Origin of the sequence: Acinetobacter sp. ANC 4805, assembly GCF_022549495.1 — a bacterium.
Lineage (GTDB): Bacteria > Pseudomonadota > Gammaproteobacteria > Pseudomonadales > Moraxellaceae > Acinetobacter.
In genome coordinates this window covers 14,655-40,431 of the sequence record NZ_JAKZGD010000008.1, presented here as the reverse complement: position 1 = coordinate 40,431, position 25,777 = coordinate 14,655, and the positions used below count along the sequence as shown (strand labels likewise).

The window sequence follows — 25,777 nt, the reverse complement described above, 5'->3', positions numbered from 1 at the left end:
AACGCCGTAGAGGACATCATCATGATTAGTCTAAGTGACTTAAGAAAATTTAAAGCCGAAGGACGTAAGTTCTCATGTCTCACTTGTTACGATGCAAGTATGGCTAAAGCGATGGAATTGGCTGAAATTGATACGATTTTAATCGGTGATTCTCTAGGCATGGCAATTCAAGGCAGAGATTCTACGCTGCCTGTGACAGTTGAAGATATGGCTTACCATACGGCAGCCGTGCGCCGTGGGAATTCACATGCTTTAATTATGACTGATCTGCCATTTATGAGTTATGCGACGCTTGAAGATGGTCTAAAAAATGCCAAAGCTGTGATGCAAGTAGGCGCACAAATGGTCAAGATTGAAGGCGGTGCGTGGCTTAGTGAATTAGTCCAAGTCTTGACCCGTAATGGTATTCCTGTGTGTGTACATTTGGGTTTAACCCCACAATCGGTACATGTATTTGGTGGTTATAAACTTCAAGCGCGCACACGCGAAGCAGCGGATCAGTTGATTGCCGATTGCCAAGCTGTGGTTGATGCAGGGGCAGCTGTTTTGTTGCTTGAATGTGTGCCAGCACAATTAGGTCAGGAAATTGCTGAATTATTTCCAAATACACCTGTGATTGGCATTGGGGCAGGTAATCAAACCGATGGGCAAGTGTTGGTTGTACAAGATATGCTTGGTTTAACTTTTGGTCGAGTTGCACGTTTTGTGCGTAATTTTATGAAAGAACAAGCGGGGGAAACAGCAATTATAGATGCGTTTAAATCGTATCATGCTGCTGTTCAAGATCAGTCATTTCCAGCGAAAGAACATACTTTTCAAGTTGAGCTCTAACTCATGAAAACAGAAACAACAATACAAGGTTTAACTGCATCATTAGCACCAGCAAGAACAACAAAAAAATTAATTGGTTTTGTACCAACCATGGGGAATTTGCATGAAGGTCATTTGACCTTAGTGCGCGCTGCAAAAAAAATCTGTGATGTTGTGGTGGTGAGTATTTTTGTCAACCCAATTCAGTTTGGTGCAGGCGAGGATTTTGATAGTTATCCACGTACTTTAGAACAAGATAGTCGTTTATTGGCAGATGTGGGGTGCGATATTATTTTTGCACCTTCTGTTGAGCAAATGTATGGAAAACATCCTCGTTTAACCAATATTCGTGTTAGTCAAATTACCAATGATTTATGTGGTGAATCACGACCTGGTCATTTTGATGGTGTTGCAGTTGTTGTAACCAAATTATTCAATATTGTACAACCAGACTATGCTTTTTTTGGTCAGAAAGATTATCAACAATTGGCAGTGATCCGTCAGTTGGTACAAGATTTAAATATTCCGCTTGAAGTGATTGGTGTGCCGATTGTACGAGCAGCAGATGGCTTGGCTTTAAGCTCACGTAACGGTTATTTATCAGAGGAAGAGCGAATCGCTGCTCCAACGATTTATCAATTATTAAAACAAGCAGAAGTTGCATTAGGAGAAGGGCAGGCACTTTCACAAGTGTTAGCAAATATCTCAATTGAATTGACACAAGTTGGCTTTGTTGTGGATTATGTAGAAGCGCGTCAGCCTAACTTGCAACCAATTGAACAATTTGATCGCGATTTAGTTTTGTTTGTTGCGGCTAAATTGGGTTCGACACGTTTGATTGATAATTTACAAATTAACTTTAAAACATAAAATAAATTAAAGGGCGATATGCGATGAAGCGTATTCTTATCGTTACAGGACAATCAGGCTCAGGAAAATCTTCTGCATTACAGGTGCTTGAAGATTTGGGCTATTATTGTATAGATAATTTACCTTTGGCATTGTTGCCTGAAATTGTGGCTAAACTGGATCATGAGAATAACTTAGAACAGTTGGCATTAGGTGTGGATATTCGGAGTACTCGTGCGGATATGCAGGAGTTTGACCATGTTTTTGAGCAATTAAAAAAGCATGGTACGGTTGATATCATTTACTTAACCACGCAAGATCAAGATTTGGTTGCACGGTTTAGCTCTTCGCGTAGACCACACCCGTTGGCAAATCGTTTTAATAGTCTGTTGCAATGTATACAGGAAGAAAAGCAACTGCTGATTCCGATACAATTTCGTTCGACGGTGCATATTGATACGACAGGTAAAAGTGTTCATGATCTCAAACATATTTTGCTGTCTCGATTGGGGCAGTCCGATAAGTTGATTGTGATTCTACAATCCTTTGGCTATAAACATGGCATCCCGCTTGATGCCGATTATGTATTTGATGTGCGTCATTTACCTAATCCGCATTGGGATTTAGAGTTACGTCGTCTTTCTGGCTTGGATGATCCCGTCTGTCGTTTTCTAGAAAGCAATCAACAAACCAATGAGATGTTTACCGATATTTATAACTTCTTGGAAAAATGGTTGCCAGCTTTTGCAGAAGGACATCGACATTACATGACCATTTCAGTGGGATGTACAGGTGGGCAACATCGTTCAGTTTATATCGTGGATAGACTCAAACAGGCTCTTAAGGCAAAATGGACTGTCCAAATCTTACATAGAGAAATGAAGCACTGGTCATGATAGACACAACAATTGATGTAATTAATAAACTCGGTTTACATGCACGTGCATCTGGTAAACTTATTGAAGTCACAACCAAGTTTAGCTCTTCGATACAAATTGGTAAGGGTGAAAAATTGATTGATGCAAAAAATATTATGTCATTGTTGATGTTGGGTGCTGGTAAAGGCACAACATTAAGATTGGTGATTGAGGGTGCTGATGAAGAAAAGGCACTGGAAGAAATTCAAATGCTGTTCGCAGCAAAATTTTATGAGGCAGAGTAATAGTGGCACGTGGTACCCAACAACGTTATACAGATGAAGATTTTGAGTCATTAGAAGGGCGTGCGAGTAGAACCGAGCAAAAAAAAGCTGTGCAACGTATGGCTGCTTTAGGTGAGCAATTGGCTCAACTCAATCCAAAGCAAATTCAAAAGCTTCCTGTCGATGAGCGTTTGATTGATGCATTACTTGAAGTGCAAAAGATCAGTTCATTTGAAGCACGTCGTCGTCAGTTTCAACGTGTTGGTAAGTTATTGCGTAATGAAAATGAAACCACGATTTTATCTTATTTGACACCGCAGCAAGGTGCTAAAAAACAAATGCAATTGATGCGTTGGGTTGATCGGATGATTGATCAAGGTGACCCAATCATTAATGAGTTTAGTAAAGTTTTTAATGCTTCTGAACGCCATACTTTACGTCAGCATGTTTTGCGCATTCATCGAGATATCAAACAGCAAGTGAGTGAAGAAGAGCTTGCAGCATCCAAGCTTAAATTTGTGAACTATGTACAGCAAGTCGCCTTGTTATCTGATCAAGGCTAAAGCCAAAAAGAAGTTTCCTCGGAAACTTCTTTTTATTTTGGGGTATTAACTTTCAAATGAGCCATCTGCTCGTTGTTTTGCCCATTCTCTTAAAATAAATTTCTGTAATTTTCCTGTTGATGTTTTTGGAATCTCAGTAATTACGACATCTTTGGGAACTTTAAAGCGAGCCAGTTCTTTTTGGCAATGTGCAATAATTTCTTCTGCTGATGCAGATGCACCTTGTTTGAGTTCAATAAAAGCACAAGGCACTTCTTGCCAACGTTCATCAGGTTTTGCGACCACTGCGGCAGTGAGTACAGCAGGGTGGCGGTAAAGTACATCTTCGACTTCGAGCGATGAAATATTTTCACCACCTGAAATGATAATATCTTTAGAGCGATCAGTAATTTTGGCATAGCCATCAGCATGGCAGACTGCTAAATCGCCTGTATGGAACCAATCACCTTTAAAGGCTTCTTCAGTCGCTTGTGGATTTTTAAGATAACCTTTCATCACGATATTACCACGGAACATAATTTCGCCCATGGTTTGACCATCATTCGGTACTGGTTGCATCGTTTCAGGATCAAGTACCCGCATGCTGTCTTGGAGTGGATAAGGAACACCTTGACGAGAGTGTAGTTGCGCCTGTTCTTGAATGGATAAATCATTCCATCCTGCTTGCGAAGCACATAATGCCGATGGACCATACGTTTCCGTCAAACCATAGACATGATTAACATTGATTCCAAGATGACGCATACCTTCAATAATCGCAACGGGTGGGGCAGCACCTGCAACCATCACTTCGACATGGTGCTCAAAAGCTGTCTTTTGTTCTGGTGGCGTGTTAATCAGCATGGATAAGACAATTGGTGCGCCACAGAAATAATCGACTTTGTGTTCAGCGATATATTTAAAGATTAAAACTGGATCAACTCGACGTAAGCAAATATTGGTGCCGCCACTGGCTGCAATTGACCAAGCAAAACACCAACCATTACAGTGAAATAGCGGCAGTGTCCATAGATAAACTGCACGAGGTTTCATACCACATGCCAAAATATTACTGGCCGCATTGAGATAAGCACCGCGATGGTGATAAACCACGCCTTTCGGATTACCTGTTGTGCCTGAAGTGTAATTCAGACTAATTGCATCCCATTCATCTTGTGGAAGTAACCAGTCAAACTCAGAATCACCTTCAGCCAACCACGATTCATATTCATATTGCCCAAGTGCAATTTGCTCACCTTCATATTCCTGATCAAATACATCAATCACAATAATTTCTTGAGGGATCAGCGTTAAGGCTTCTGCTGCAAGTTGTCGAAATTCAGGATCGACTAAAAGGACTTTGGACTCGGCATGAGCTAACATAAAAGCAATGGTTTTTGCATCGAGGCGAGTATTCAGCGTATTGAGTACTGCACCTGCCATTGGTACAGCAAAATGTGCTTCAATCATTGCAGGTACATTCGGCAAGAGTACCGAAATGGTATCATTCTTTTGAATTCCTAACAGAGTGAGTTGATGTGCAAACTGGCGGCAACGCTGATAGCTTTGTTGCCATGTGATTTGACGCTCCCCATGAATAATTGCAGCTTGGTGTGGATAAATATAAGCAGCACGTTCTAAATAACGTAAAGGTGATAAGGCAACGAAATTTGCAGGGGTTCTCGGTAATTCATCATATGCACTAACCATGTGTTTGCTCCATTTGTGTTTTTTTCATTTATATCTATATCAACATAGTGTGTCATTCAGTCTAAATCATTTAGGCTTTAGTCGGAGATGAAGCCTAATCAATCTAGGTTTTTATGATTCAAAGGTTTCATCCTCAACTAAACCTGTGTAAAATCTTGAATACTTTTTTATCCGCCGTTTTTTATCTTTTGAGGTTCGCCTCAATACATAATCTCGCGGTGATATGCTCCTTCGTATAGGGCATCACTCCTTAAGGATTTTATTATGCCAATTATCACTTTGCCAAATGGCGATCAAAAACAGTTTGATCAAGCCGTATCTGTGATGGACGTTGCATTAAGCATTGGTCCAGGTCTTGCGAAAAATACCGTAGCAGGTCGTGTCAATGATCGTCTCGTCGATGCTTCAGACTTGATTACCGAAGATGCAACTGTACAAATTATCACGCCTAAAGATGAAGAGGGCGTAGAAATTATTCGTCACTCTTGTGCGCATTTAGTTGGTCACGCGGTTAAACAATTGTTCCCAGAAGCAAAAATGGTGATTGGTCCAGTCATTGAAGAAGGTTTCTACTATGACATTTGGATGCCACGCCCATTTACTTTAGATGATATGGCAGCGATTGAAGAGCGTATGAAAACGCTTATTGATCAAGATTACGACGTCATTAAAAAAATGACACCACGTGATGACGTGATTGCTGAATTCACAGCACGTGGCGAAGAATATAAATTGCGCTTGATCGCAGACATGCCGAATGAAACACAAATGGGCTTGTACTACCATCAAGATTATTTGGATATGTGCCGTGGTCCGCATGTACCAAACACTAAATTCTTAAAATCATTCAAGCTTACAAAAATCTCTGGTGCTTACTGGCGTGGTGATGCGAAGAATGAACAGCTTCAACGTATCTATGGTACTGCTTGGGCTGATAAAAAGCAGTTAGCTGCATATATCAAACGTATTGAAGAAGCTGAAAAGCGTGACCATCGTAAAATTGGTAAAGCTTTAGATTTGTTCCATATGCAAGAAGAAGCACCGGGTATGGTGTTCTGGCATCCAAATGGTTGGACAATCTACCAAGTGCTTGAACAATACATGCGTAAAGTTCAGCAGGACAATGGCTACTTAGAGATTAAAACGCCGCAAATCGTAGACTTTACGCTTTGGGAAAAATCTGGTCATGCAGCAAACTACGCAGACAACATGTTTACGACTCATTCAGAAAGTCGTAACTATGCAGTCAAGCCAATGAACTGCCCATGTCATGTACAGGTCTTCAACCAAGGTTTGAAATCTTACCGTGACTTACCGATTCGTTTAGCTGAATTTGGTTCTTGTCACCGTAATGAACCATCAGGTTCTTTACACGGGATTATGCGTGTTCGTGGCTTTACTCAAGATGATGCACATATTTTCTGTACCAAAGAACAAATTGGTAAAGAAGTTGCAGACTTTATTAAACTGACTTTAGATGTTTATAAAGACTTTGGCTTTGAAGAAGTGCAAATGAAGCTATCTACACGTCCTGAAAAGCGTGTCGGTGATGATGCACTTTGGGATTTAGCTGAAAAATCTTTGGCGGATGCTTTAGATGATGCAGGCTTGGCGTGGGATTTACAACCTGGTGAAGGTGCATTCTATGGTCCTAAGATTGAATTTTCACTGAAAGACTGTTTAGGTCGTGTATGGCAGTGCGGTACAATTCAATGTGACTTCAACTTACCAATTCGTTTAGATGCATCTTATGTGACTGAAGAGAATGATCGCGATCAACCAGTCATGCTTCATCGTGCAATTCTTGGCAGTTTTGAGCGTTTTATTGGTATACTAATTGAGCACTATGCGGGCTTTATGCCACCTTGGTTAACGCCAATCCAAGCGTGTGTCATGAATATCACTGATTCACAAGCAGAAGCATGTGAACAAGTGGTTGCAAAACTCAAGGAAAGTGGTCTTCGTGCTATTTCTGACTTGAGAAATGAAAAAATCGGATTTAAGATTCGTGAGCGTACCCTAGAGCGTATTCCTTACCTTCTAGTTCTTGGTGATCGAGAAGTTGAAGAAGGTACTGTTAATGTGCGTACTCGCTCAGGAAAAAATTTAGGTACTATGTCGGTAGATGCGTTTATTGACTTAGTGAAATCTGCCGTTGCCGAACGTGGCCGGTACATTGTGGAGTAATAAAGATTAAACAGCCTGACCGTAACCAGCAACAAGGTGCTAAAAGTAACCGTCCTGCAATTAACGAAGAGATCCGTGCGAAAGAAGTACGCCTCGTCGCTGCAGATGGGGAACAAAAAGGTGTTGTTTCATTAACTGAAGCATTACGTGCTGCTGAAGAAGCTAATCTTGACCTTGTTGAGATTGTTGCTAATGCAGAACCGCCTGTTTGTAAAATCATGGACTACAACAAGCACTTATTTGACTTGAAACAAAAGCAAAAAGATGCGAAGAAAAAACAGCATCAAGTGCAAGTGAAAGAAATCAAGTTACGTCCTGCAACGGACGTAGGTGATTACCAAGTAAAATTGCGTGCAATTTTACGTTTCCTTGAAGAGGGAAATAAGGTCAAAATCACCTTGCGTTTCCGTGGTCGTGAGATGGCACATCAACAGCTTGGTTTGGCTCAATTACAAAAAATTGAAGCTGACGTTGCTGAGTTTGGCGTAGTTGAACAAGCGCCGAAGATGGAAGGTCGTCAGATGGGCATGTTACTTGGTCCAAAAAAGAAAAAGTAATTTTTCTTTAAAAAAGCACCGCAAGCAGCGGTGCTTTTTTATGTCAAAAAATCATGTATTGATTTACTTAGATGTTTATAAGTGTCAATGACAGGTACTTAAAATGAAACATGTTAAACCACGATTAATTAAATGAATTCATAAATGTAAGTTATGTTTGCAATTGGTATGTTTGATTCATTTGTTTGTAGATCAGTCTCAATGGTAATCATATAGGGCATAGGTTGTTTGAATAAAATGGAAAGAATTTTTGAGGAGAATAACTGTGATTCGCACAACATTTTCTTTGAAAACATGGTTTTATTGTTTGTTTTTGTGCTTGTTTGCTAATCAGTAAGGAACAAGTGTGCTATAACGAGACAACCATTGTGAGAAAGATAAATAGGACAATATAAATGATTGACTTATATTATTGGGGTACACCCAACGGCCATAAAATAACAATCGCCTTAGAAGAAATGGGGTTGGAATATCAGATATTCCCAATCAATATTTTAGAAAATGATCAATTTCAACCGGATTTTCTAAAGATTTCTCCCAATAATAAAATTCCAGCGATTGTTGACCAAATTGGTCCACGTGGTGAGCCAATCTCTGTATTTGAATCAGGTGCGATTTTGCAATATTTAGGTCGAAAAACAGGTCTATTTTATCCGACTGATGAGCAAGAACGGGTTGAGGTGGAACAATGGTTAATGTGGCAAATGGGTGGGTTTGGTCCGATGCTGGGGCAAAATCATCATTTTAATAAATTTGCACCTGAACGTATTCCTTATGCAATTGATCGTTATATCAATGAGACTAAGCGCCTTTACACTGTTTTAAATAAGCAATTGATTGGTCAGAAGTTCGTAGCGGGTGAATACTCAATTGCAGATATGGCAATCTTGCCTTGGGCATTACGTTATGAATGGCAGGGGATTCAGTTGGAAGATTATCCTTATGTCCAAGACTATATTGAACGTTTAACCGCTCGCCCTGCGATACAAAAAGCTTTGTCGATCCAAGTCTAATTTTTCTACCGTGTTTAAGTTTGCCTCATGAGTTATTGGTTGTTGTTTATATCTGCTTTTGGGGCTGCAACATTATTGCCGTTACAGTCCGAAGCCGTATTAATCACTTTGTTAATACAAGGGTTCTCCAATCCTTTTTATCTGATCTTGGTTGCGACCATTGGTAATGTCTTGGGTTCATGTGTGAACTGGTGGTTAGGACTGAAAATTGAACATTTTAAAGATAAAAAATGGTTTCCTGTTTCAGAACAGCGCTTAGCACAAGCACAGCAGGTTTATCATAAATGTGGTTTCTATTCTTTGTTATTGAGTTGGACACCTGTGATTGGTGACCCGATTACCTTGATCGCAGGTTTGATGAAGGAAAATTTTTGGCGATTCTTATTGGTTGTGACAATTGCCAAAGGTGGTCGTTATCTCACTTTATATGCTTTATATCTAGGAATTTTTTAAAAATAAGGGAAAGGTTTAGCCTTTCCCAAAACACTCAAAGATCAGACCCTTTGGTAATATCGACTTTAAATAGATCACTGGTTTTCAACCAACAATACGTCACGACGGCAAGTGTCATACACCCTCCGAAGATTGTTGCTGTAATGGTTCCTAAATATTTGGCTGCCAGACCTGACTCAAAAGCCCCGAGTTCATTACTAGACGAAACAAACATGCCATTTACCGCAGCAACACGACCTCGCATATTTTCGGGAGGGAAAATTTGCAATACAGTTTGGCGGACTATCACTGATACACTGTCACAAGCACCGGTCATGGCTAAGGCAAATAGCGATAACCAAATATTGTTTGAAAAAGCAAACAGAATCGTGAACATACCAAAGCCTGCCACGGCGAATAACATATTTCGCCAAGCATGGTGCATGGGTGGGAATTTGGTCAGGATGATCATGGTGATGAGTGCGCCAATGGATGGAGCAGCACGTAAATAGCCTAAACCTTCAGGACCAACTTTTAAGATCTCTTCTGCAAAAATGGGTAATAATGCAATTACACCACCAAATAAAACTGAAACTAGATCTAATGATATGGCCCATAAAACGATTTTAGTTTTCCAAATAAAACGGAAACCATCGGTCAGACTTTGCAGGACATTCTCAGTTTCCATTTTGGGGAAAGTTCGTTTCTGTAAGTAATTAATCAAAATAAAGCAGATTGCCAATAACGCTGATACTGCAAAAAGGCTCGTTTCACGTCCCAGAAATGCCAACATAAAACCACCCAACATTGGCCCAATAATGACACCACTTTGCCAACCAATCGTGGTCCAGGTGGCACCATTTGCATACAGTTCGCGTGGAATTAAAAAAGGTTTTAGTGAGGTTGCTGATGGATTGTAAAAACCCCGAATAGTACCCAAGGCAAATATAACAGCATAAATGCCCCAAGAAAGTGTGCTAATGCCAATTTTTTCTAAGCCATGTAAATGGAATAAGCCCCATAGCACCAAAGGTAAAGGAATGGAAAAGAATAAACAGACTTTCATAATGCTTTGTTTATTCAGTTTATCTGCAAAATAACCACCCCATAAAGATAGAGTGATAAATGGGATTGCTTCAGCCAGACCAATAAAACCTAAGGTTAGGGGGTCACGAGTGATTTGATAGAGTGAATAAGCAACAATAATTTCCTGAATTAAAATTGCCAGTGTTAAGCAAAATTGATTCAAGGTCACGATAGAGAAATCTCGATACCGTAACGCGGCGAATGCATCATTCTGTATATTCATATGGATTATGATTTAAAAATTTGCTTCTATTATATGCACTGATTTTGTGGATATTTCTCATAATTTGAGAATTGGTTATGGGAAATAACGTTCGGGAAATAACGATTATTTGTAGTCAAAAAATGAGCATTTTGCTTTTGTTTTAACTATAGATACTATATGATACTGCCTTCCTTACCTGCAGGTCGATTTGTAATAGTGCAATCGCGCCGAACAGGTGCCCAAAAGAGGTTACTATGGCTAAGTTAAAAACTCGCCGTGGTGCAGCTAAACGCTTTAAAGCGACTGCAAACGGTTTCAAGCGCAAACAAGCATTCAAGCGCCACATTTTGACCAAAAAATCTGCTAAGCGTATCCGTCAATTGCGCGGTTGTGTAATGGTTCACGTAAGTGACGTTGCATCAGTTCGTGCTATGTGCCCATACATCTAAGGAGATTATAAATGGCTCGTGTAAAACGTGGTGTACAGGCTCATCGCCGTCACAAAAAAATTCTTGCTCGCGCTAAAGGTTACTATGGTGCTCGTTCACGCGTTTACCGCGTAGCGTTCCAAGCGGTAATCAAAGCTGGTCAATACGCTTACCGTGACCGCCGTCAAAAGAAACGTCAATTCCGTGCTTTATGGATTGCGCGTATCAATGCTGGTGCTCGTTTAAACGGTTTGTCTTACAGCCGTATGATCGATGGCTTGAAAAAAGCTCAAGTGATCATCGACCGTCGCGTATTAGCTGACATCGCTATGCATGATGCAGTTGCATTTGCTGCTTTAGCTGAAAAAGCTAAAGGTGCATTAGCTGCATAAGCTTAGAGATTCAAAGAAGACCGCTTTTTAGCGGTCTTTTTTATTTTGAATGGGTACGAGTGTTAAAAAGACCTCTTCATTAATGGTATAAGTATGCCAATGATAATGAGCAGGAAAATTGTAATCCTGATTTAATTCAAGTTGATTATTATAATAGGGGTGTTTTTTGCTGATATAAAATTTATCTTTACCATTTAAGGGCTGCCAAACTTGTTCTCTAGGATTGATTTCAATTAACTTTGCTTTAAATTCAATAGCTTTTCCAAAGCTTTGAGTGTAATAGCCATGGAGAATTGGAAGTAAGAAAAAATAACTTGCGATTGTAACAATAAAACTTGATAACAATGCACCAAAGAAAGCAAGGGTCTTAATATCTTGATAAATCAAAATAAAGCTAAAAATGAAAAGAGGAATAAAAATAGTAGTCAGAAGTAATACGTTCGGGTAATTGTTAATAAAGAAAAAAGGTGAATTTGCAGTCAAATACATTCCAATCGCTCCAATTGGAATGCAACTAATAAGTATATAAGCAATACGAGGGCTAATATTGGTTTGATATTGTTGTGAAGTCAGTTTTTGTAATTCCTTCAGTGTAAGCTGAATTTCTACTGGTTCTGATTTGAAATTATAAAATTGCTTGAGTAGCGTCAAAAAATCTTGTTGCTGTTCTTGATTGAATAGCTTGAGGTCAAGAACATTTTGCAAATTTCTCAATGGAAAAAAATACAGTTCTGGTTGTTTGGGTATTTGATTTTTAAATAAAAACTTTCTAGTCTTACTCAAGTCTAGTGTGATTTTCGCGATTTGAGCATATTCTACATGTTCTCTCTTAATAAGGGTTATGATGGGTATCTTAAATAAACGATAAAAGATTTTTTCAGGCGTAACGACTAACTTGATATAAGGAAAAATGAGCAAAAAAACGAAGTATAACATCAATAAGATCGCAATAAATTGAACATCATTTTCCTGTTTTTTATTTATCGGAAAGTGCTGTAAAGTATAAGCGATATATTGCCATATTGTATGAATACTTAAGGGGAGATGGCTTTTTGTAAACCAAGTGAAAAATGGGAAAATAAAAAGTGTAAATACGATGTAGATAAGTATAGCTAAACTAGGTGCGCCAATTATTTTATTACGATTAAAAATCGAAAACTCCATTCGTATTTTTCCCCTCATTTTATTTTTAGTGAAGTAAATCATAGCGTAAAATAAACTTTATAATATAGACAAAAGTTTTGGATGATGAATAGAGTGTTTAATTTATGAAGCGTTATAGCCCAAAATAATAAGCAACCATACAAATAATCACAGTTAGGATAATCAATTTAATAACACCTGCTGTTCCAACTTTATGATGGTGTACTTGATTAAAATGTTCTGAGGTTTCCATGGTTCGGTCAATGATTTCAGGTTCGGCAGTGAGTTGAGCTGTTTGATAATGGTTGGCTATTTTAACGATAAGCTTTGCAAATAAATCATCCGTTTTTTGTGAAAAATTACGTAGATTGATCTGTTCTTCAGGGCTAATCAGTTCACCTGAATCATGATAAGGGTGTCGTCTTTTTTCTTCTAAATAATCAGTCAAGGCTTGGGTGCGATGTAATAAACGATGTGCACAGTCCGCAGGATAATCGGTTGGAATTAGCGCAAGTTGTTTGCTTGAAATGGCTGTTGGATCAATCTCGTAGCCGTAAAAAGGGAAGTCTTGCTGTTCAGGCTCTAAAAAGTCTTCAGTATATTTATGATTGAATAACTCTCGTTCTAAGAAAACAGCGATCTCATTCCAATTTAACTTTTGTAAGTCTGTATCAACTTTCTTTGCGAATTTATCATTCAATTCATAGCGCCAAAAGCTTTCTTCGCGGAGCGTTGTGCGTTGAGAAAGCGGAGCTTCAAACTCATTATCACTGTTGTACCACTCTGCAAGTTCAAGTCCACAAATCCAAGCAGTTTTCTTATTGGCTTGATGGCTGACAATAAAGTGAGAAAAGGGAAGTAGCTCGACATTGACATTCGGGTTTTGTTCATCATTGAGAATGCTAGATAAATGTAGGCTGAGTTTTTTTACGCCTTGTTTTTTTAAACCTTCAAGCCAAATTTGGAAATGTTGAGCCAAGAGATGCTGAGAGAGTAAATCTCTAAAGATCAGTCTATTTTGGTTAAAAATTGGGTGTTCAATCCAACGACTGAAATTAAGATTTCCTGCAAGAAATTCATTGCCATAAGTGACAAGTGTAAGCTGTTGTTTCCAAATTTGATCAAGCGCCATCGTTATTATTTCTCATGGACGATAGCACTATCTTATACATTTTATTCAGTTATTGATGATTTTTTACGAAAATTTAACTGATTTGTTAGCAAACTCCTTTATTTTTTTGTTAAACCTAAGTTTGAAAAAGTACGCTATTTAAACAGTGGTTTATCTTCATAAAATAGGTAAAAAGCTGATAAACTATAGCGTTTTATTATATTCCTATATTTTGTTGCTTTGAGAGTTACTATGTCATTGGAAGCCCTGACCACTGAAGCGCTTGCTGCCATTGCAGCGGCTCAAGACCTTGCTGCACTCGATCAAGTCCGTGTGCAATTTACAGGGAAGAAAAGCCAGCTTGCAGAGCAGTCGAAAGCACTTGGAAAAATGGATCCTGAAGAGCGAAAGGTACAAGGTGCTGCGATTCATGCTGTTCGTGAAGCAATCAATACCGCTTTGACCGAGCGTCAACAGACATTGCAACAGGCTGAACTTGCGAAAAAGTTAGCAAGCGAAACGATTGATATTACTTTACCAGGTCGCGGTCAGCACATGGGAAGTATTCATCCTGTTACTCAAGTACAAGAACGTATTTGTCAATTCTTTACCAAAGCAGGTTTCCAAGTTGCACATGGGCCTGAAGTTGAAGACGATTATCATAACTTTGAAGCCTTAAATATTCCGGGTCATCACCCAGCGCGTGCTATGCATGACACGTTCTATTTTGATGCTACGCATTTGCTCCGTACTCATACTTCTGGTGTGCAAATTCGTACGATGGAAACCAGTCAACCACCTATTCGTATTGTGTGTCCTGGTCGTGTATACCGTTGTGACTCGGATCAAACGCATTCTCCGATGTTCCATCAGATCGAAGGTTTATACGTTGCTGAAAATACTAGTTTTGCTGAGTTAAAAGGTTTGTTGATTAACTTGCTGAATGAATTCTTCGAAAAAGATTTAAAAGTACGTTTCCGCCCGTCTTATTTCCCATTCACTGAGCCAAGTGCTGAAGTGGATATTATGGATGAGCGTGGTCGTTGGTTAGAAGTTCTAGGTTGTGGCATGGTGCATCCACATGTACTTCGTGCCGCAGGCATTGATCCTGATAAGTATAAAGGTTTTGCTTTTGGTCTAGGGGTAGAGCGTTTTGCAATGTTGCGTTATGGCATCAATGATTTGCGTATGTTCTACCAAAATGACGTGCGTTTCTTACGCCAGTTTGCCTAACAGTTTTATAGATTATTGATGTATTGATTAAAATCCCCCTAAGTTCCCCTTTGTGAAAGGGGACTTTCATGAATTGATGATTTGTGTTTCCCCTCTTTATTGACGAGGGGGTAGGGAGATTTAAGGACGAAACAAATGAAAATTAGTGAAAATTGGTTACGCACGTGGGTTAACCCTGCGATTGATAGCGAAACACTTTCTAATCAATTGACCATGCTCGGTTTAGAGGTTGATGAATTAGCACCCGTAGCAAAACCATTTACAGGTGTTGTGGTGGGTGAGGTTCTCACGGTGGAACAACACCCAGATGCAGATCGTTTACGTGTGACGACGATTAATATTGGTTCAGGTGAGCCATTACAAATCGTATGTGGTGCACCAAATGTTCGTGTAGGAATGAAAGCACCTGTTGCCACCATTGGTGCGGTATTACCAGGCGATTTTAAAATTAAAAAAGGCAAACTGCGTGGTGTTGAATCACAGGGGATGCTGTGTGGTGCTTCTGAAATTGATTTAGAAGATAAAATTGATGGGTTGTTAGAACTGCCTGTTGATGCACCAGTTGGAATGAATATTCGTGAATATTTAAAACTTGATGACAATGTGATTGATATTAGCATCACGCCAAACCGTGGTGACTGTTTTAGTATTCGTGGTATTGCCCGTGAAATTGCAGTGATCAATCAGCTACAAGCAAATGAACCTAAGATTCAACCGATTTCGGCAACAATTACGGATGAAAAAGCAGTCACCATTACAACTGAAGGTACGCCACGTTATTTAGGTCGTATTATTAAAAATGTGAATGTGAAAGCTGCAACACCTGAGTGGATGGTACAAGCACTTGCTCGTTCAAGTCTTCGTACTCATAGTATTTTGGTGGATATTACCAACTATGTATTGCTTGAGTTGGGTCAACCGATGCATGCTTTTGATCTAGCAAAAATCGAAGGTTCGATCCAAGTTCGCCAAGCTCAGCCACAAGAAAAATTGACTTTGCTGAATGATCAGGAAGTTGAATTGCAAGATGATATGATGGTCATTGCTGATGATCAAAAAGCATTGGCGATTGCAGGAATCATGGGTGGATTGGATTCATCTGTGACAGATGATACGCAAGATATTTTCCTTGAAAGTGCTTTCTTTGCACCTTTAGCGATTGCAGGTCGCGCACGTCGTTTTGGTTTACATACCGATTCATCACAACGTTATGAACGCGGTGTGGATTTTGAATTGCCAATGATTGCTATGCACCGTGCTTCTGAGCTGATTCAAGCCTTTGCTGGTGGTGAGTTTGGTCCAATTACGGTTGCTGAGCAAGAGGCTTTATTGCCGAAGCGTGAAGCGATTGCATTGCAACAAGTGCAAGTTGATCAGTTGTTGGGTTATGAAGTAGCTGGTGATTTTATTGCTGATGCTTTGACACGCTTGGGTTGTGTCGTTGAAACCAAAGCGCAAGGTGAATGGAGTGTTGTTCCGCCATCACACCGCTATGATATGGCAATCTATCAAGATTTAATCGAAGAAGTTGCACGTATTCACGGCTATGACAATATTCAAATCAGTTTGCCAAAAATTGATGTGCAATTAGAAAAGTATCAAGACCGTTTTGAAATTGCGCAATTACGTCAAACTGTTGCGACACTAGGTTATCAAGAAGCAATCAGCTTTAGCTTTGCTGATGCAAAACTTGAAAAGCAGTTGAATCCAAATGTACAACCATTAATGCTTGCCAATCCAATTTCAAGTGACTTGGCAGCAATGCGTAGTACCTTGTTATCGAGTTTGATTCCTTGTGTGCAGTACAATCTCAATCGTCAACAGCAGCGTGTACGTTTCTTTGAGTTGGGTTTGCGTTTTGATTATCAAAATGCTCAAAGTATTCATGATCTTCAACAAATTCCAACTTTGGCATTGATTGCCGTTGGTTCTCGTACACCAGAATCTTGGCATGTGAAACCTCAAGCAATGGATTTCTTTGATTTCAAAGGTGAGATTGAAGAGATTTTAGCTGCGGGTCGTGTGAATGTTGAATTTGTTCGTACTGAACGTGCGTGGTTACATCCAGGTCAATCTGCAGAAATTTTAGTAAATGGACAATCGATTGGTTATCTCGGTCGTTTACATCCATCTTTGGAAAATGAACTTGATTTAGGCACAACTTGGGTTGCTGAGCTAGATCAACAGGCAGTTTTGCAATCTTATGTATCTAATTTTACAGAATTATCACGTTTTCCATCGGTTAGACGTGATATTGCGCTTTTAATCTCTGATAAGATTGAGGTAAGAGATATTCAGCGATTGATTGAGCAAACTGGTGGAGAGTTACTCGACTCTACATGGTTGTTCGATGTGTATACGGGACAAGGAGTTGAACAAGGTAAACGCTCTTTAGCTTTTGCATTGTTGTGGCAACATCCAACTCGTACGCTTGAAGATGCTGAAATTAAATCTGGTATGGATAACATTATTCAAGTGTTGGAAGACACTTACCAAGCGACATTGAGGGCCTCATGACAGCATTAACAAAAGCAGAGATGGCGGACCATTTAAGTGAGCTTACTAGCTTAAATCGCCGTGAAGCAAAACAGATGGTCGAGCTATTTTTTGATGAAATTAGCCAAGCATTAATTGCTGGTGAACAAGTCAAACTTTCAGGGTTCGGTAATTTTGAGTTACGAGATAAACGAGAGCGTCCGGGACGCAATCCAAAAACAGGCGAAGAAATTCCGATTTCTGCTCGCCGAGTGGTGACGTTTAGAGCGGGTCAGAAATTTAGACAGCGTGTTGGAAATGAGCAGATCGATTGATCTGCTTTTTTTATATTTTATTTCGATATTTATGAACTTTAATAAAATTTGGGCATAAAAAAAGAGAACCAAAGGTTCTCTTTTTTATAATCTAAAATTAGATTATTGAGCAGCAGAAGCAGGAGCAGCTTCAGAAGCAGCAACGTCAGAAGCAGCAGCAGCAACGTCAGAAGCAGCAGCAGCAACGTCAGAAGCAGCAGCAGCAACGTCAGAAGCAGCAACGTCAGAAGCAGCAGCTACAGCTTCAGAAGCAGCAGCAGTAGCGTCAGTAGCAGGAGCTTCTTCTTTCTTAGAGCAACCAGCGAAAGCTAAAGTAGTAGCAACAGCAGCAGCAACAGCGAATTTTTTGAATAACATGGCATCACTCTCATAAATTGTGAGATTAAAAAAAACCTGAGTTAGTCTGTTTGTGCTTTTATTATTCCTAAACGCTTTAGGTAACAACGCAGGGAGCAGCCTAACTGGTCTGCTGCTATCCTATCAAAGCAAATCATGAATTACTACTGTTCTGTCCAACAAAACGACAAAAAGGGTCAGAATTTGGCTATTTTTTGATAGAAAAAAACTATTGAAAGTTGGTTTTGAATCGGTATACTGTTATTATTTGCATGGTATTATTATTAATAATCATATAAAACAATCATTTGTTAAATTATTGTGATTTTAGAATTTTCTGTAAATATTATGTAAGCGTGTCAACCAAATAAAAAAAGCTACCATGAAGGTAGCTTTTTCTTATGGCTTTAGTTTTTAAGTTGAAGCTTTACGTTTCATTTGATCAAAGAAATCATCGTTGGTTTTGGTTTCTTTCATACGGTCTAACAAGAACTCCATTGCTGCCAACTCATCCATTGGATGCAATAATTTACGTAAAATCCAAACTTTACGTAGATTTTCCTCACTCATGAGGCGTTCTTCACGGCGTGTACCCGATTTCTTGATGTTCATTGCAGGGAATACACGTTTCTCAGCAATGCGACGATCAAGGGTAATTTCTTGGTTACCTGTACCTTTGAATTCTTCATAGATCACATCATCCATTTTACTGCCTGTTTCAATCAATGCAGTTGAGATAATGGTGAGTGAACCACCTTCTTCGATGTTACGTGCGGCACCAAAGAAACGTTTTGGACGTTCTAAAGCATGGGCATCGACACCGCCTGTAAGCACCTTACCTGATGAAGGGATTACGGTGTTATAAGCACGAGCAAGGCGTGTAATTGAATCAAGTAAAATCACGACATCTTTTTTATGTTCAACCAAACGTTTTGCTTTTTCGATGACCATTTCTGCAACTTGAACGTGGCGAGCAGGAGCTTCATCAAATGTTGATGCAACAACTTCACCGCGAACTGTGCGTTCCATTTCAGTGACTTCTTCTGGACGTTCATCAATAAGAAGTACGATTAAGAAGACTTCTGGGTTATTACGGACAATCGATTGCGCAATGTTTTGTAATAACATTGTCTTACCTGCTTTAGGCGGCGCAACAATAATTGAACGTTGACCTTTACCAATTGGCGCAACAAGATCAACAACACGAGATGTCAAATCTTCGGTAGTACCGTTGCCCAGTTCCATCACTAATTGTTCAGTAGGAAATAATGGTGTTAGGTTTTCAAATAAAATTTTATTACGTGAGTTCTCAGGCGTGTCATAGTTAATTTGGTTTACTTTTAATAAAGCAAAATAACGTTCACCTTCTTTTGGTGGGCGAATTGTACCTGTAATGGTATCACCCGTGCGTAAGTTAAAACGGCGAATTTGTGATGGACTAACATAGATATCATCTGGTCCTGCTAAATATGAACCAGCGGCAGAGCGTAAGAAGCCAAAACCATCAGAAAGAATTTCGAGAACACCATCACCAAAAATTTCTTCACCATTCATGGCATGGCGTTTTAAAATGGCAAAAATAATATCTTGTTTACGGTTACGTGCCATACCTTCAAGGCCCATAAACTCCGCAATTTTAATGAGTTCGCCAATGGGTTTTTTCTTGAGTTCAGTTAAGTTCATAAGTGGTCAGACAGAATGGAATAAGTGGAGGAGTGTGTTGGGAAAGAATAAAAAAATCGACCGCATACATACATGCTGATGTAATTGTATAGTTACACAACCACAATTCAGTAGTCTGGTTCATTGTTTCAGAGAGAAATGTGAAAACAATTGTTATTGCCGAGCGGCGATCTTATGTTTTGTGTCTTGTAAGAAGCGCAATGAAGTAGATTCCATTCAAAGCTTCTTGATCGAAGAATATAAGCGAAACTAAGAAATTTGTCAATTTTTACTGAGAAATACGCCGTTCAATTCCGACGTATTTCCTTTATTTATACCATCAAAATCTAATTAGATATTTTGATCAATAAATGCAGCAAGTTTAGAACGAGGTGCAGCACCGACTTGTTGAGCAACAACTTCGCCATTTTTAAACATTAATAACGCAGGAATATTACGAATGTTGTATTTTACAGCGGTATCTTCACATGCAGTTACGTCAACTTTAACGATTTTTACTTTGCCTGCATATTCATTTGATAGATCTTCAAGTACGGGTGCAATGGCTTTACACGGCGCACACCAACCAGCCCAAAAGTCAACAAGTACAGGAGTTTCAGCATCTAAAACATCTGCTTGGAAGTTTTCATCAGTTGTATTAACGATAGTCGCAGACATAAGGTTGCTCCAAATTTAAGAGATAAAGTGCGAATTGGTTCATCATCATGATGAATATTACATTGCTACTTTACTCAATGTAAGGGTTTGTTCTGATTATTCAAGTTTGAAAATAAAAAGTCTAATGGATGCTCACGATGCTGATCATCGGCTTATACAATGATTTATAGAATAAAAGCGAAAATACGCGACTTTTATTGCTTAAAATGACTTTAAAATTGTAAGCATGTGAATTACTCTAATGCGTGAATTGAGCATGGGTTTATATGAATAATGTCTGATTTTCTGATTGATGAAGAATTACTTGCTGCAATTGATATGGGATCAAATAGTTTCCATCTTGCGATTGCTCGTGTTGATCACGGTGAAGTTAAAAAAGTTGCTTCAATGTCAGAGAAAGTACAGTTAGCTGCTGGGCTTGATGAAAATAAAAATTTAACAGAGGCTGCGCAACAGCGTGGATTGGCTTGTTTAGCACGATTTGTTGGGCGCTTGAGCTCAGTTCAAGCAAACCGTTTGAGAATTGTGGCGACCAATGCTTTAAGACAAGCAAAAAATGGTCATGAATTTATTCAGAAAGCAGCTGAAATTTTACCCAAACCGATTGAAATTATTGCTGGTCGTGAAGAAGCACGTCTGATTTATTTAGGTGTATCGCATACTATGGCGAATGGTGGGCGACGTCTAGTCATTGATATTGGTGGTGGGTCAACCGAATTTATTATTGGTGAGGAGTTTGAACCGCTCCATACTGAATCATTACAAATGGGCTGCGTCGCTTATAGTAAAGCTTATTTTGCTGATGGTGAGATTTCAAGCAAGGCCTTTGATAAAGCCGTGGTTGCTGCACGTAAAGAGCTTTCTGCGATTGCGAATACTTATAAAGCTGAAGGTTGGGATACCGTTGTTGGCTCAAGTGGAACCATTAAGGCTTGCCGTCAAATTGCAGTAAATCTTGGCTTAAGTGATGAACAAGAGAACTTAACGCGTGAAGGTTTATATAAATTAAAAGATCGTTTACTTAAATTTAAACATATTTCAGAGATTGATTTTGAAGGTCTGCGTGAAGATCGCCGAGCAGTTTTGCCAGCAGGTCTTTCCATTTTATATGCGATCTTTGAAGTGTTGGATATTCATAAATTGGCATATTCTGATGGTGCATTACGTGAAGGTGTGATGTACGACTTACTTGGTCGTTTCAAGCATGAGGATATCCGTGATCGCAGCGTACAAGCTTTAATGGGGCGTTATAACGCAGATCCAAAGCAAGCAGAACGAGTGGTCAATACAGCACAACAGTTGTTTGATGGTGTGGCAGATGCTTTAAATTTAACGACTGAAGACAGTGACTTACTGCGCCGTGCTGCGTATTTACATGAAATTGGATTAGCGATTAGTCATGGTGGTTATCATCGTCATGGTGCTTATTTACTACAACATTCAGATATTCCAGGTTTCTCGCAAATTGACCAAAACCATCTTTCGCATTTAGTTTCACATCATCGCCGTAAGTTGCGTGCAGATGCAAAAAATGATGTTTTAAAGGTGGGTGGTAGTCATTTACTGTATCTTTGTTTATTGCTTCGCTTAGCGGTTTTGCTGAACCATAGTCGTAGTGATCAGATGCTTCCTGCCATTGAACTGACTGTTGTAAATGATCAACAATGGCAACTCAGCGTTTCTGGTGATGCTAAACAATGGCCTCTATTGGTTGCCGATCTACATGATGAACAAGTGCAATTCAAACATTGGGACATTGGGTTAAATATTCAGTCAGACAATTTTGTTGATTAACAATATATCCTTGTTAGGGATTATCTACGACTTATGAAAAATAAAGCGACTCAGTCCAAGGCTTGGGCTACGGTTCAAATTGCACGACACCCTGAACGTCCGCAATTTCTAGATTATGTCAGTGAAATCTTTACTGAATTTGATGCACTTCACGGTGACCGTTTATTTGGTGATGATGGTGCGATGATTGGTGGTTTGGCGCGTTTTGACGGACAACCTGTAATGGTGGTCGGTCAACATCGTGGTCGCAGTACACGTGAAAAATTACAGCATAACTTCGGCATGTGCAATCCAGAAGGTTATCGTAAATCGCAACGTTTATTGGATATGGCTGAGCGTTTTAATCTGCCAGTTTTTACCTTTGTTGATACTATGGGTGCATATCCAGGTGTAGGTGCGGAAGAACGTGGTCAGGCGGAAGCGATTGCGACCAGTTTGGCGCAACTTTCAAGCTTGAAAGTTCCTGTCATTGCTACAGTATTGGGTGAGGGCGGTTCAGGCGGTGCATTGGGTATTGGTGTTGCAGATCGTGTCATCATGCTTTCACATAGTATTTATTCGGTGATTTCTCCAGAAGGTTGTGCATCAATTTTATGGAAAACAGCCGATAAAGCAGCTCAGGCGAGCGAGGCGCTTGCTTTAACCGCAGATAAGCTCAAAGCTTTAGGTATTGTTGAGTATGTTGTAGATGAAGGTGAGGGTGCGCATTTGCAACCTGAAAAAGTCATGTATGATTTGAAAGATGTACTAAAACAAGCTTTAGATGAATTGCAACCGATGGATGCTCAAGCACGATGCGACGCACGTTATCAACGTTTAATGAAGTTTGGCAGCAGCAATTTAGGCATCGTGTCTTAGCACAAACACAATATTTTCCTGAACAAGCCCAATATTTAATTGGGTGTAGCGGCGGCATGGATTCCATGCTGTTGCTATATTTAATGGCTGAAATTTTTCCAACACAAACCCGTGCGATTTATATTGATCATCAATTACAGTCGATGAGCGCTGCGTGGGGAATACGAGTACAAAAACAATCTGAAGCATTGAATATTCCTTGTATGATTCAGAAAGTCTCTGTTGAGACGGGGAATTTAGAGCAACAAGCTCGCCAAGCGCGTTATCAAGCCTATCAGCAACATTTGAAACCCAATGAAATTCTAGTTTTGGCGCATCATCAGCAAGATCAAGCTGAAACGTTATTATTACGGTTGTTTTCTGGGGCGGGAGTCAATGGTTTGGCTGCGATGCAGCAAATTGATATCCGTCAAGAGATGACCATTTGGCGACCATTTTTAGATATAAGCCGAGAACAAATTGAGCAATGGTCGCAGCAATTTGGTTTTGATTATGTTACTGATCCAAGCAATCATGATACGCATTATGATCGGGCGTGGTGCCGAGAAGAACTGTGGGCTGTTTTACAAAAACGCTTCCCGAAGATGCAAACAGCTGTGGCTCGTACCAGTTATCTTATGCAGGATGCCGCTGAAATTTTAGCGGATGTGTTACAGGATGATTGGAAGCAATGTGCTACATATCGTGAGCTTGATCTGAATGCATTTTCCCAACTGTCCGCAGCTCGACAACGTCAATTATTGTCTGCTTGGATGAAAGGAGATGACCAATATCGCCCAAGCTACGATATGGTAAAGCGCTTACAGCAAGAAGTGATTCTCGCGAAACCAGATGCTCAAGCAACTTTACATATCAATCAACATTATTTCGTTCGCTATCAGAAGAAGCTATATCGTTTAACTCATGACCAGTTATATGCAGAAAAACGATCTACCATTCCATCTGTATTGTTAGAGCGATATGAGATGGGTGAAACGATCAAAGTTGCGGCTGGAGCGTTTAAGATCGAATCTCAAGCTATTGGATTTTCATCCCAGCTTTTAGGGCGAGAGTTAAAGTTACTGAAACGGCAGGGGGGTGAAAAAATTCATCTCTATGGTCGAGTTGGGCATTGGCCTCTCAAAAAAGCCATTCAAGATGCACAGATTTTGCCTTGGTTACGTCATACAATTCAAATATTAGCCGTGGATAATGTTATGCTTGGGGTTTTTAGCCCTAAAGGTTTCTGGTTGGCACAATCTGAGTATCTAGAGCAGGGTGGTTGGCAACCAAGTTTAATTTCTGACTGTAATGACTTTTTTCAGCAGTCTTTTTCACGTGACGAGTAGGACATGGCGACAGCATTGAATCAAAATATTTGTTTTATTGGCGGCGGTAATATGGCGCAAGCCTTGATTGGTGGCTTGCTTTCTCGTGGTTTACCCACAACACGTATTACGGTTTCTGACCCTGTAGAACAGATTCGTCATATATTAGAAGAAAAAGGGATTCAAACCACAACAGATAATGTTGACGCAATTAAACATGCAGATGTGGTGGTTTTAGCGGTAAAACCACAAGTTTTGGCAACGGTTTTACAACCATTAAAAGATTTATTATCAGATAAACTCGTGATCTCAATTATTGCGGGTGCTGAGATTCAAACGATTTCAGCTTTGATTGGTGGGAGTGAACGTATTGTACGTGTCATGCCAAATACACCAGCATTGGTTCAAACTGGTGCACATGGTATTTATGCTCCAGCAGTAGTTAATGCACAAGATCGTGAATTAACCAGTCAAATTCTTGCGACTACGGGTTTAACGATTTGGGTCGATAATGAGGCTCAAATTGATGCAGTTACTGCGGTATCAGGTTCTGGTCCTGCATACTTTTTCTATTTAATGGAAAGTATGATTCGTGCGGGTAAAAATTTGGGTTTAGATGAGAAAGTCGCAACGGCATTGACCTTACAAACGGCGTTAGGTGCTGCACAAATGGCAATTACCAGTTCAAATTCTCCAGCAGAATTACGTAAAAATGTGACGTCTCCAAACGGTACAACACAGGCAGCATTAGAAGTGTTTGATCGCGCACAGATTTCACAAAATATTCAAACAGCGCTTGCAGCAGCTCAGAAGCGTAGCCAAGAGCTTGCACAAGAGTTGAGTGACAAGACTAAATCGGTTTAATTAGGATAAGACAATTATGGGTGCAAGTTCTGCGCTAATTTTTGGTGTTTTGATCAATGTTGCTATTTTATTGGTCTTTTTCCGTTTTTTAATGCAATTGGCGGCAGTCAGTCCATACAATCCAGTAGTGCTTTCAACGGTGAAAGCGACCAAGATTGTGGATGTTTTTAGCCGTATTTTTCCAACACTTGGTAAAGGCCGTGTCAATTTAGCGGCAGTTGCTTTGTTGGTTGTATTATATTTACTGAAAATTTTTGGTTTGATGTATCTGTCGGGACAAATGCCGCATAGTGCGGTGTATCTTGTGATCACGACATTTGTGACGATGATTCAAGATTTGATTCGTTTCTGTCGTTATTTGATTTTTGCAACGATCATTTTAAGTTGGGTGGTGATGTTTACACAGTCACGTTCACCCTATATTGAAGTCATACAAGAACTTGCTGAGCCATTGCTTGCACCATTTCGTCGTCTTTTACCAAACATGGGAATGATTGATCTTTCTCCAATTTTGGCTTTCTTAGCGTTATATATTGCTGAGATTTTAATGAATGAAGCGGCTAAAGTTCTTTTAACAGGTCTTTAATCTGCTTCAAAATAAAAAAGGGACTGTAATTGATACAGTCCCT

General features: G+C 39.6%; 26 protein-coding genes. 19 read left to right on the top strand and 7 right to left on the bottom strand.

The genetic code is table 11. The features are described 5' to 3' along the window. Window positions 1-21 precede the first annotated feature (21 nt). From panB to yjgA, 5 genes are read left to right on the top strand one after another with little or no spacing between them, the layout of a single operon-like run. On the top strand, window positions 22-831 hold the full coding sequence (panB, locus tag MMP60_RS11795) for a 3-methyl-2-oxobutanoate hydroxymethyltransferase (protein WP_241336436.1): 810 nt from the start codon (window positions 22-24) through the stop codon (window positions 829-831). A gap of 3 nt (window positions 832-834) precedes the next feature. Beyond that, window positions 835-1,680 (top strand): pantoate--beta-alanine ligase, encoded by an 846-nt coding sequence (gene panC, locus MMP60_RS11790; RefSeq protein ID WP_241336435.1) that lies wholly within the window; start codon window positions 835-837, stop codon window positions 1,678-1,680. Window positions 1,681-1,703: 23 nt separating this feature from the next. Continuing rightward, on the top strand, window positions 1,704-2,555 hold the full coding sequence (gene rapZ / locus MMP60_RS11785) for an RNase adapter RapZ (protein WP_004664195.1): 852 nt from the start codon (window positions 1,704-1,706) through the stop codon (window positions 2,553-2,555). Continuing rightward, window positions 2,552-2,821, top strand: a complete 270-nt coding sequence (locus MMP60_RS11780) for an HPr family phosphocarrier protein (protein WP_241336434.1) — start codon at window positions 2,552-2,554, stop codon at window positions 2,819-2,821. Before rapZ ends, MMP60_RS11780 begins: the two co-directional genes overlap by 4 nt. 2 nt (window positions 2,822-2,823) lie before the next feature. After that, a complete protein-coding gene (gene yjgA / locus MMP60_RS11775) occupies window positions 2,824-3,363 on the top strand; it encodes a ribosome biogenesis factor YjgA (RefSeq protein ID WP_005164369.1) in 540 nt (179 codons plus the stop codon). 45 nt (window positions 3,364-3,408) lie between these two features. Here yjgA and MMP60_RS11770 read toward each other — a convergent pair whose 3' ends face one another. Next, window positions 3,409-5,052 (bottom strand): acyl-CoA synthetase, encoded by a 1,644-nt coding sequence (locus tag MMP60_RS11770; protein WP_241336433.1) that lies wholly within the window; start codon window positions 5,050-5,052, stop codon window positions 3,409-3,411. 264 nt (window positions 5,053-5,316) lie between these two features. Between MMP60_RS11770 and thrS the strand changes: the two genes are divergently transcribed. From thrS to MMP60_RS11750, 4 genes are all read left to right on the top strand, one after another. After that, complete coding sequence (thrS, locus tag MMP60_RS11765) at window positions 5,317-7,239, top strand: threonine--tRNA ligase (RefSeq protein ID WP_241336432.1); 1,923 nt, start codon at window positions 5,317-5,319, stop codon at window positions 7,237-7,239. A 5-nt stretch (window positions 7,240-7,244) separates the two neighbouring features. After that, window positions 7,245-7,796, top strand: a complete 552-nt coding sequence (infC, locus tag MMP60_RS11760) for a translation initiation factor IF-3 (protein WP_081399795.1) — start codon at window positions 7,245-7,247, stop codon at window positions 7,794-7,796. Between the two features lie 395 nt (window positions 7,797-8,191). Beyond that, complete coding sequence (locus tag MMP60_RS11755) at window positions 8,192-8,809, top strand: glutathione S-transferase N-terminal domain-containing protein (RefSeq protein ID WP_241336431.1); 618 nt, start codon at window positions 8,192-8,194, stop codon at window positions 8,807-8,809. A gap of 27 nt (window positions 8,810-8,836) precedes the next feature. Next, window positions 8,837-9,262 (top strand): YqaA family protein, encoded by a 426-nt coding sequence (locus MMP60_RS11750; protein ID WP_241336430.1) that lies wholly within the window; start codon window positions 8,837-8,839, stop codon window positions 9,260-9,262. Window positions 9,263-9,296: 34 nt separating this feature from the next. On the opposite strand, the gene MMP60_RS11745 is transcribed toward MMP60_RS11750, so the two are convergent. Then, on the bottom strand, window positions 9,297-10,550 hold the full coding sequence (locus tag MMP60_RS11745; RefSeq protein ID WP_241336429.1) for an MFS transporter: 1,254 nt from the start codon (window positions 10,548-10,550) through the stop codon (window positions 9,297-9,299). A gap of 236 nt (window positions 10,551-10,786) precedes the next feature. Here MMP60_RS11745 and rpmI point away from each other — a divergent pair, with 236 nt between their 5' ends. Beyond that, window positions 10,787-10,981: a 50S ribosomal protein L35 gene (gene rpmI / locus MMP60_RS11740; RefSeq protein ID WP_004637967.1), complete on the top strand. Its 195-nt coding sequence runs from the start codon at window positions 10,787-10,789 to the stop codon at window positions 10,979-10,981. 11 nt (window positions 10,982-10,992) lie between these two features. Then, entirely contained in the window at window positions 10,993-11,352 is a 360-nt protein-coding gene (rplT, locus tag MMP60_RS11735) for a 50S ribosomal protein L20 (RefSeq protein WP_004675688.1), read from the top strand. A gap of 27 nt (window positions 11,353-11,379) precedes the next feature. Here rplT and MMP60_RS11730 read toward each other — a convergent pair whose 3' ends face one another. Together MMP60_RS11730 and MMP60_RS11725 are read right to left on the bottom strand one after the other, a co-directional pair. Next, a complete protein-coding gene (locus MMP60_RS11730) occupies window positions 11,380-12,516 on the bottom strand; it encodes a hypothetical protein (protein WP_241336428.1) in 1,137 nt (378 codons plus the stop codon). A 112-nt stretch (window positions 12,517-12,628) separates the two neighbouring features. Beyond that, window positions 12,629-13,627, bottom strand: a complete 999-nt coding sequence (locus MMP60_RS11725; protein ID WP_241336427.1) for a hypothetical protein — start codon at window positions 13,625-13,627, stop codon at window positions 12,629-12,631. A 231-nt stretch (window positions 13,628-13,858) separates the two neighbouring features. On the opposite strand from MMP60_RS11725, the gene pheS reads away from it, so the two are divergent. The 3 genes from pheS (at window position 13,859) to MMP60_RS11710 (ending at window position 17,649) form a co-directional block, all read left to right on the top strand. Next, window positions 13,859-14,839, top strand: a complete 981-nt coding sequence (pheS, locus tag MMP60_RS11720; RefSeq protein ID WP_241336426.1) for a phenylalanine--tRNA ligase subunit alpha — start codon at window positions 13,859-13,861, stop codon at window positions 14,837-14,839. Window positions 14,840-14,974: 135 nt separating this feature from the next. Further along, on the top strand, window positions 14,975-17,356 hold the full coding sequence (pheT, locus tag MMP60_RS11715; protein WP_241336425.1) for a phenylalanine--tRNA ligase subunit beta: 2,382 nt from the start codon (window positions 14,975-14,977) through the stop codon (window positions 17,354-17,356). Further along, a complete protein-coding gene (locus tag MMP60_RS11710; protein ID WP_004664224.1) occupies window positions 17,353-17,649 on the top strand; it encodes an integration host factor subunit alpha in 297 nt (98 codons plus the stop codon). Before pheT ends, MMP60_RS11710 begins: the two co-directional genes overlap by 4 nt. A 102-nt stretch (window positions 17,650-17,751) precedes the next feature. On the opposite strand, the gene MMP60_RS11705 is transcribed toward MMP60_RS11710, so the two are convergent. The 3 genes from MMP60_RS11705 to trxA form a co-directional block, all read right to left on the bottom strand. Next, window positions 17,752-18,006, bottom strand: coding sequence for a hypothetical protein (locus tag MMP60_RS11705; protein WP_241336424.1), 255 nt, complete (start codon window positions 18,004-18,006; stop codon window positions 17,752-17,754). 393 nt (window positions 18,007-18,399) lie between these two features. Further along, window positions 18,400-19,668, bottom strand: a complete 1,269-nt coding sequence (gene rho, locus MMP60_RS11700; protein ID WP_241336423.1) for a transcription termination factor Rho — start codon at window positions 19,666-19,668, stop codon at window positions 18,400-18,402. Window positions 19,669-19,998: 330 nt separating this feature from the next. Beyond that, complete coding sequence (trxA, locus tag MMP60_RS11695; RefSeq protein ID WP_004675702.1) at window positions 19,999-20,325, bottom strand: thioredoxin; 327 nt, start codon at window positions 20,323-20,325, stop codon at window positions 19,999-20,001. 273 nt (window positions 20,326-20,598) lie between these two features. Here trxA and ppx point away from each other — a divergent pair, with 273 nt between their 5' ends. The 5 genes from ppx to MMP60_RS11670 are packed head-to-tail and all read left to right on the top strand — an operon-like array spanning window position 20,599 to window position 25,734. Next, the gene (gene ppx, locus MMP60_RS11690) at window positions 20,599-22,119 is read left to right on the top strand and encodes an exopolyphosphatase (RefSeq protein ID WP_241336422.1); all 1,521 of its coding nucleotides are present in this window, start codon (window positions 20,599-20,601) and stop codon (window positions 22,117-22,119) included. Window positions 22,120-22,152: 33 nt separating this feature from the next. Continuing rightward, on the top strand, window positions 22,153-22,977 hold the full coding sequence (locus MMP60_RS11685) for an acetyl-CoA carboxylase carboxyltransferase subunit alpha (protein WP_241336421.1): 825 nt from the start codon (window positions 22,153-22,155) through the stop codon (window positions 22,975-22,977). Continuing rightward, window positions 22,914-24,305 (top strand): tRNA lysidine(34) synthetase TilS, encoded by a 1,392-nt coding sequence (gene tilS / locus MMP60_RS11680; protein ID WP_277603735.1) that lies wholly within the window; start codon window positions 22,914-22,916, stop codon window positions 24,303-24,305. The genes MMP60_RS11685 and tilS overlap by 64 nt, the downstream gene beginning before the upstream one ends. Window positions 24,306-24,308: 3 nt before the next feature. After that, window positions 24,309-25,148 carry a pyrroline-5-carboxylate reductase gene (proC, locus tag MMP60_RS11675; protein WP_241336420.1) on the top strand — a complete coding sequence of 280 codons (840 nt, stop codon included), beginning with the start codon at window positions 24,309-24,311 and terminating at the stop codon, window positions 25,146-25,148. 16 nt (window positions 25,149-25,164) lie between these two features. Next, a complete protein-coding gene (locus MMP60_RS11670) occupies window positions 25,165-25,734 on the top strand; it encodes a YggT family protein (RefSeq protein ID WP_004664238.1) in 570 nt (189 codons plus the stop codon). The last annotated feature ends 43 nt before the right edge of the window (window positions 25,735-25,777 follow it).

Bases quoted from the DNA above. Each gene is read 5' to 3' on its own strand.
- rplT (WP_004675688.1), top strand. From the start codon at position 10,993: ATGGCTCGTGTAAAACGTGGTGTACAGGCTCATCGCCGTCACAAAAAA.
- MMP60_RS11780 (WP_241336434.1), top strand. From the start codon at position 2,552: ATGATAGACACAACAATTGATGTAATTAATAAACTCGGTTTACATGCA.
- MMP60_RS11710 (WP_004664224.1), top strand. From the start codon at position 17,353: ATGACAGCATTAACAAAAGCAGAGATGGCGGACCATTTAAGTGAGCTT.
- rpmI (WP_004637967.1), top strand. From the start codon at position 10,787: ATGGCTAAGTTAAAAACTCGCCGTGGTGCAGCTAAACGCTTTAAAGCG.
- trxA (WP_004675702.1), bottom strand. From the start codon at position 20,325: ATGTCTGCGACTATCGTTAATACAACTGATGAAAACTTCCAAGCAGAT.
- proC (WP_241336420.1), top strand. From the start codon at position 24,309: ATGGCGACAGCATTGAATCAAAATATTTGTTTTATTGGCGGCGGTAAT.
- panC (WP_241336435.1), top strand. From the start codon at position 835: ATGAAAACAGAAACAACAATACAAGGTTTAACTGCATCATTAGCACCA.
- panB (WP_241336436.1), top strand. From the start codon at position 22: ATGATTAGTCTAAGTGACTTAAGAAAATTTAAAGCCGAAGGACGTAAG.
- thrS (WP_241336432.1), top strand. From the start codon at position 5,317: ATGCCAATTATCACTTTGCCAAATGGCGATCAAAAACAGTTTGATCAA.
- MMP60_RS11770 (WP_241336433.1), bottom strand. From the start codon at position 5,052: ATGGTTAGTGCATATGATGAATTACCGAGAACCCCTGCAAATTTCGTT.
- tilS (WP_277603735.1), top strand. From the start codon at position 22,914: ATGCGACGCACGTTATCAACGTTTAATGAAGTTTGGCAGCAGCAATTT.
- MMP60_RS11670 (WP_004664238.1), top strand. From the start codon at position 25,165: ATGGGTGCAAGTTCTGCGCTAATTTTTGGTGTTTTGATCAATGTTGCT.
- MMP60_RS11755 (WP_241336431.1), top strand. From the start codon at position 8,192: ATGATTGACTTATATTATTGGGGTACACCCAACGGCCATAAAATAACA.
- MMP60_RS11745 (WP_241336429.1), bottom strand. From the start codon at position 10,550: ATGAATATACAGAATGATGCATTCGCCGCGTTACGGTATCGAGATTTC.
- rapZ (WP_004664195.1), top strand. From the start codon at position 1,704: ATGAAGCGTATTCTTATCGTTACAGGACAATCAGGCTCAGGAAAATCT.
- pheS (WP_241336426.1), top strand. From the start codon at position 13,859: ATGTCATTGGAAGCCCTGACCACTGAAGCGCTTGCTGCCATTGCAGCG.
- rho (WP_241336423.1), bottom strand. From the start codon at position 19,668: ATGAACTTAACTGAACTCAAGAAAAAACCCATTGGCGAACTCATTAAA.
- MMP60_RS11685 (WP_241336421.1), top strand. From the start codon at position 22,153: ATGAAAAATAAAGCGACTCAGTCCAAGGCTTGGGCTACGGTTCAAATT.
- MMP60_RS11705 (WP_241336424.1), bottom strand. From the start codon at position 18,006: ATGTTATTCAAAAAATTCGCTGTTGCTGCTGCTGTTGCTACTACTTTA.
- MMP60_RS11725 (WP_241336427.1), bottom strand. From the start codon at position 13,627: ATGGCGCTTGATCAAATTTGGAAACAACAGCTTACACTTGTCACTTAT.
- pheT (WP_241336425.1), top strand. From the start codon at position 14,975: ATGAAAATTAGTGAAAATTGGTTACGCACGTGGGTTAACCCTGCGATT.
- ppx (WP_241336422.1), top strand. From the start codon at position 20,599: ATGTCTGATTTTCTGATTGATGAAGAATTACTTGCTGCAATTGATATG.
- MMP60_RS11730 (WP_241336428.1), bottom strand. From the start codon at position 12,516: ATGGAGTTTTCGATTTTTAATCGTAATAAAATAATTGGCGCACCTAGT.
- MMP60_RS11750 (WP_241336430.1), top strand. From the start codon at position 8,837: ATGAGTTATTGGTTGTTGTTTATATCTGCTTTTGGGGCTGCAACATTA.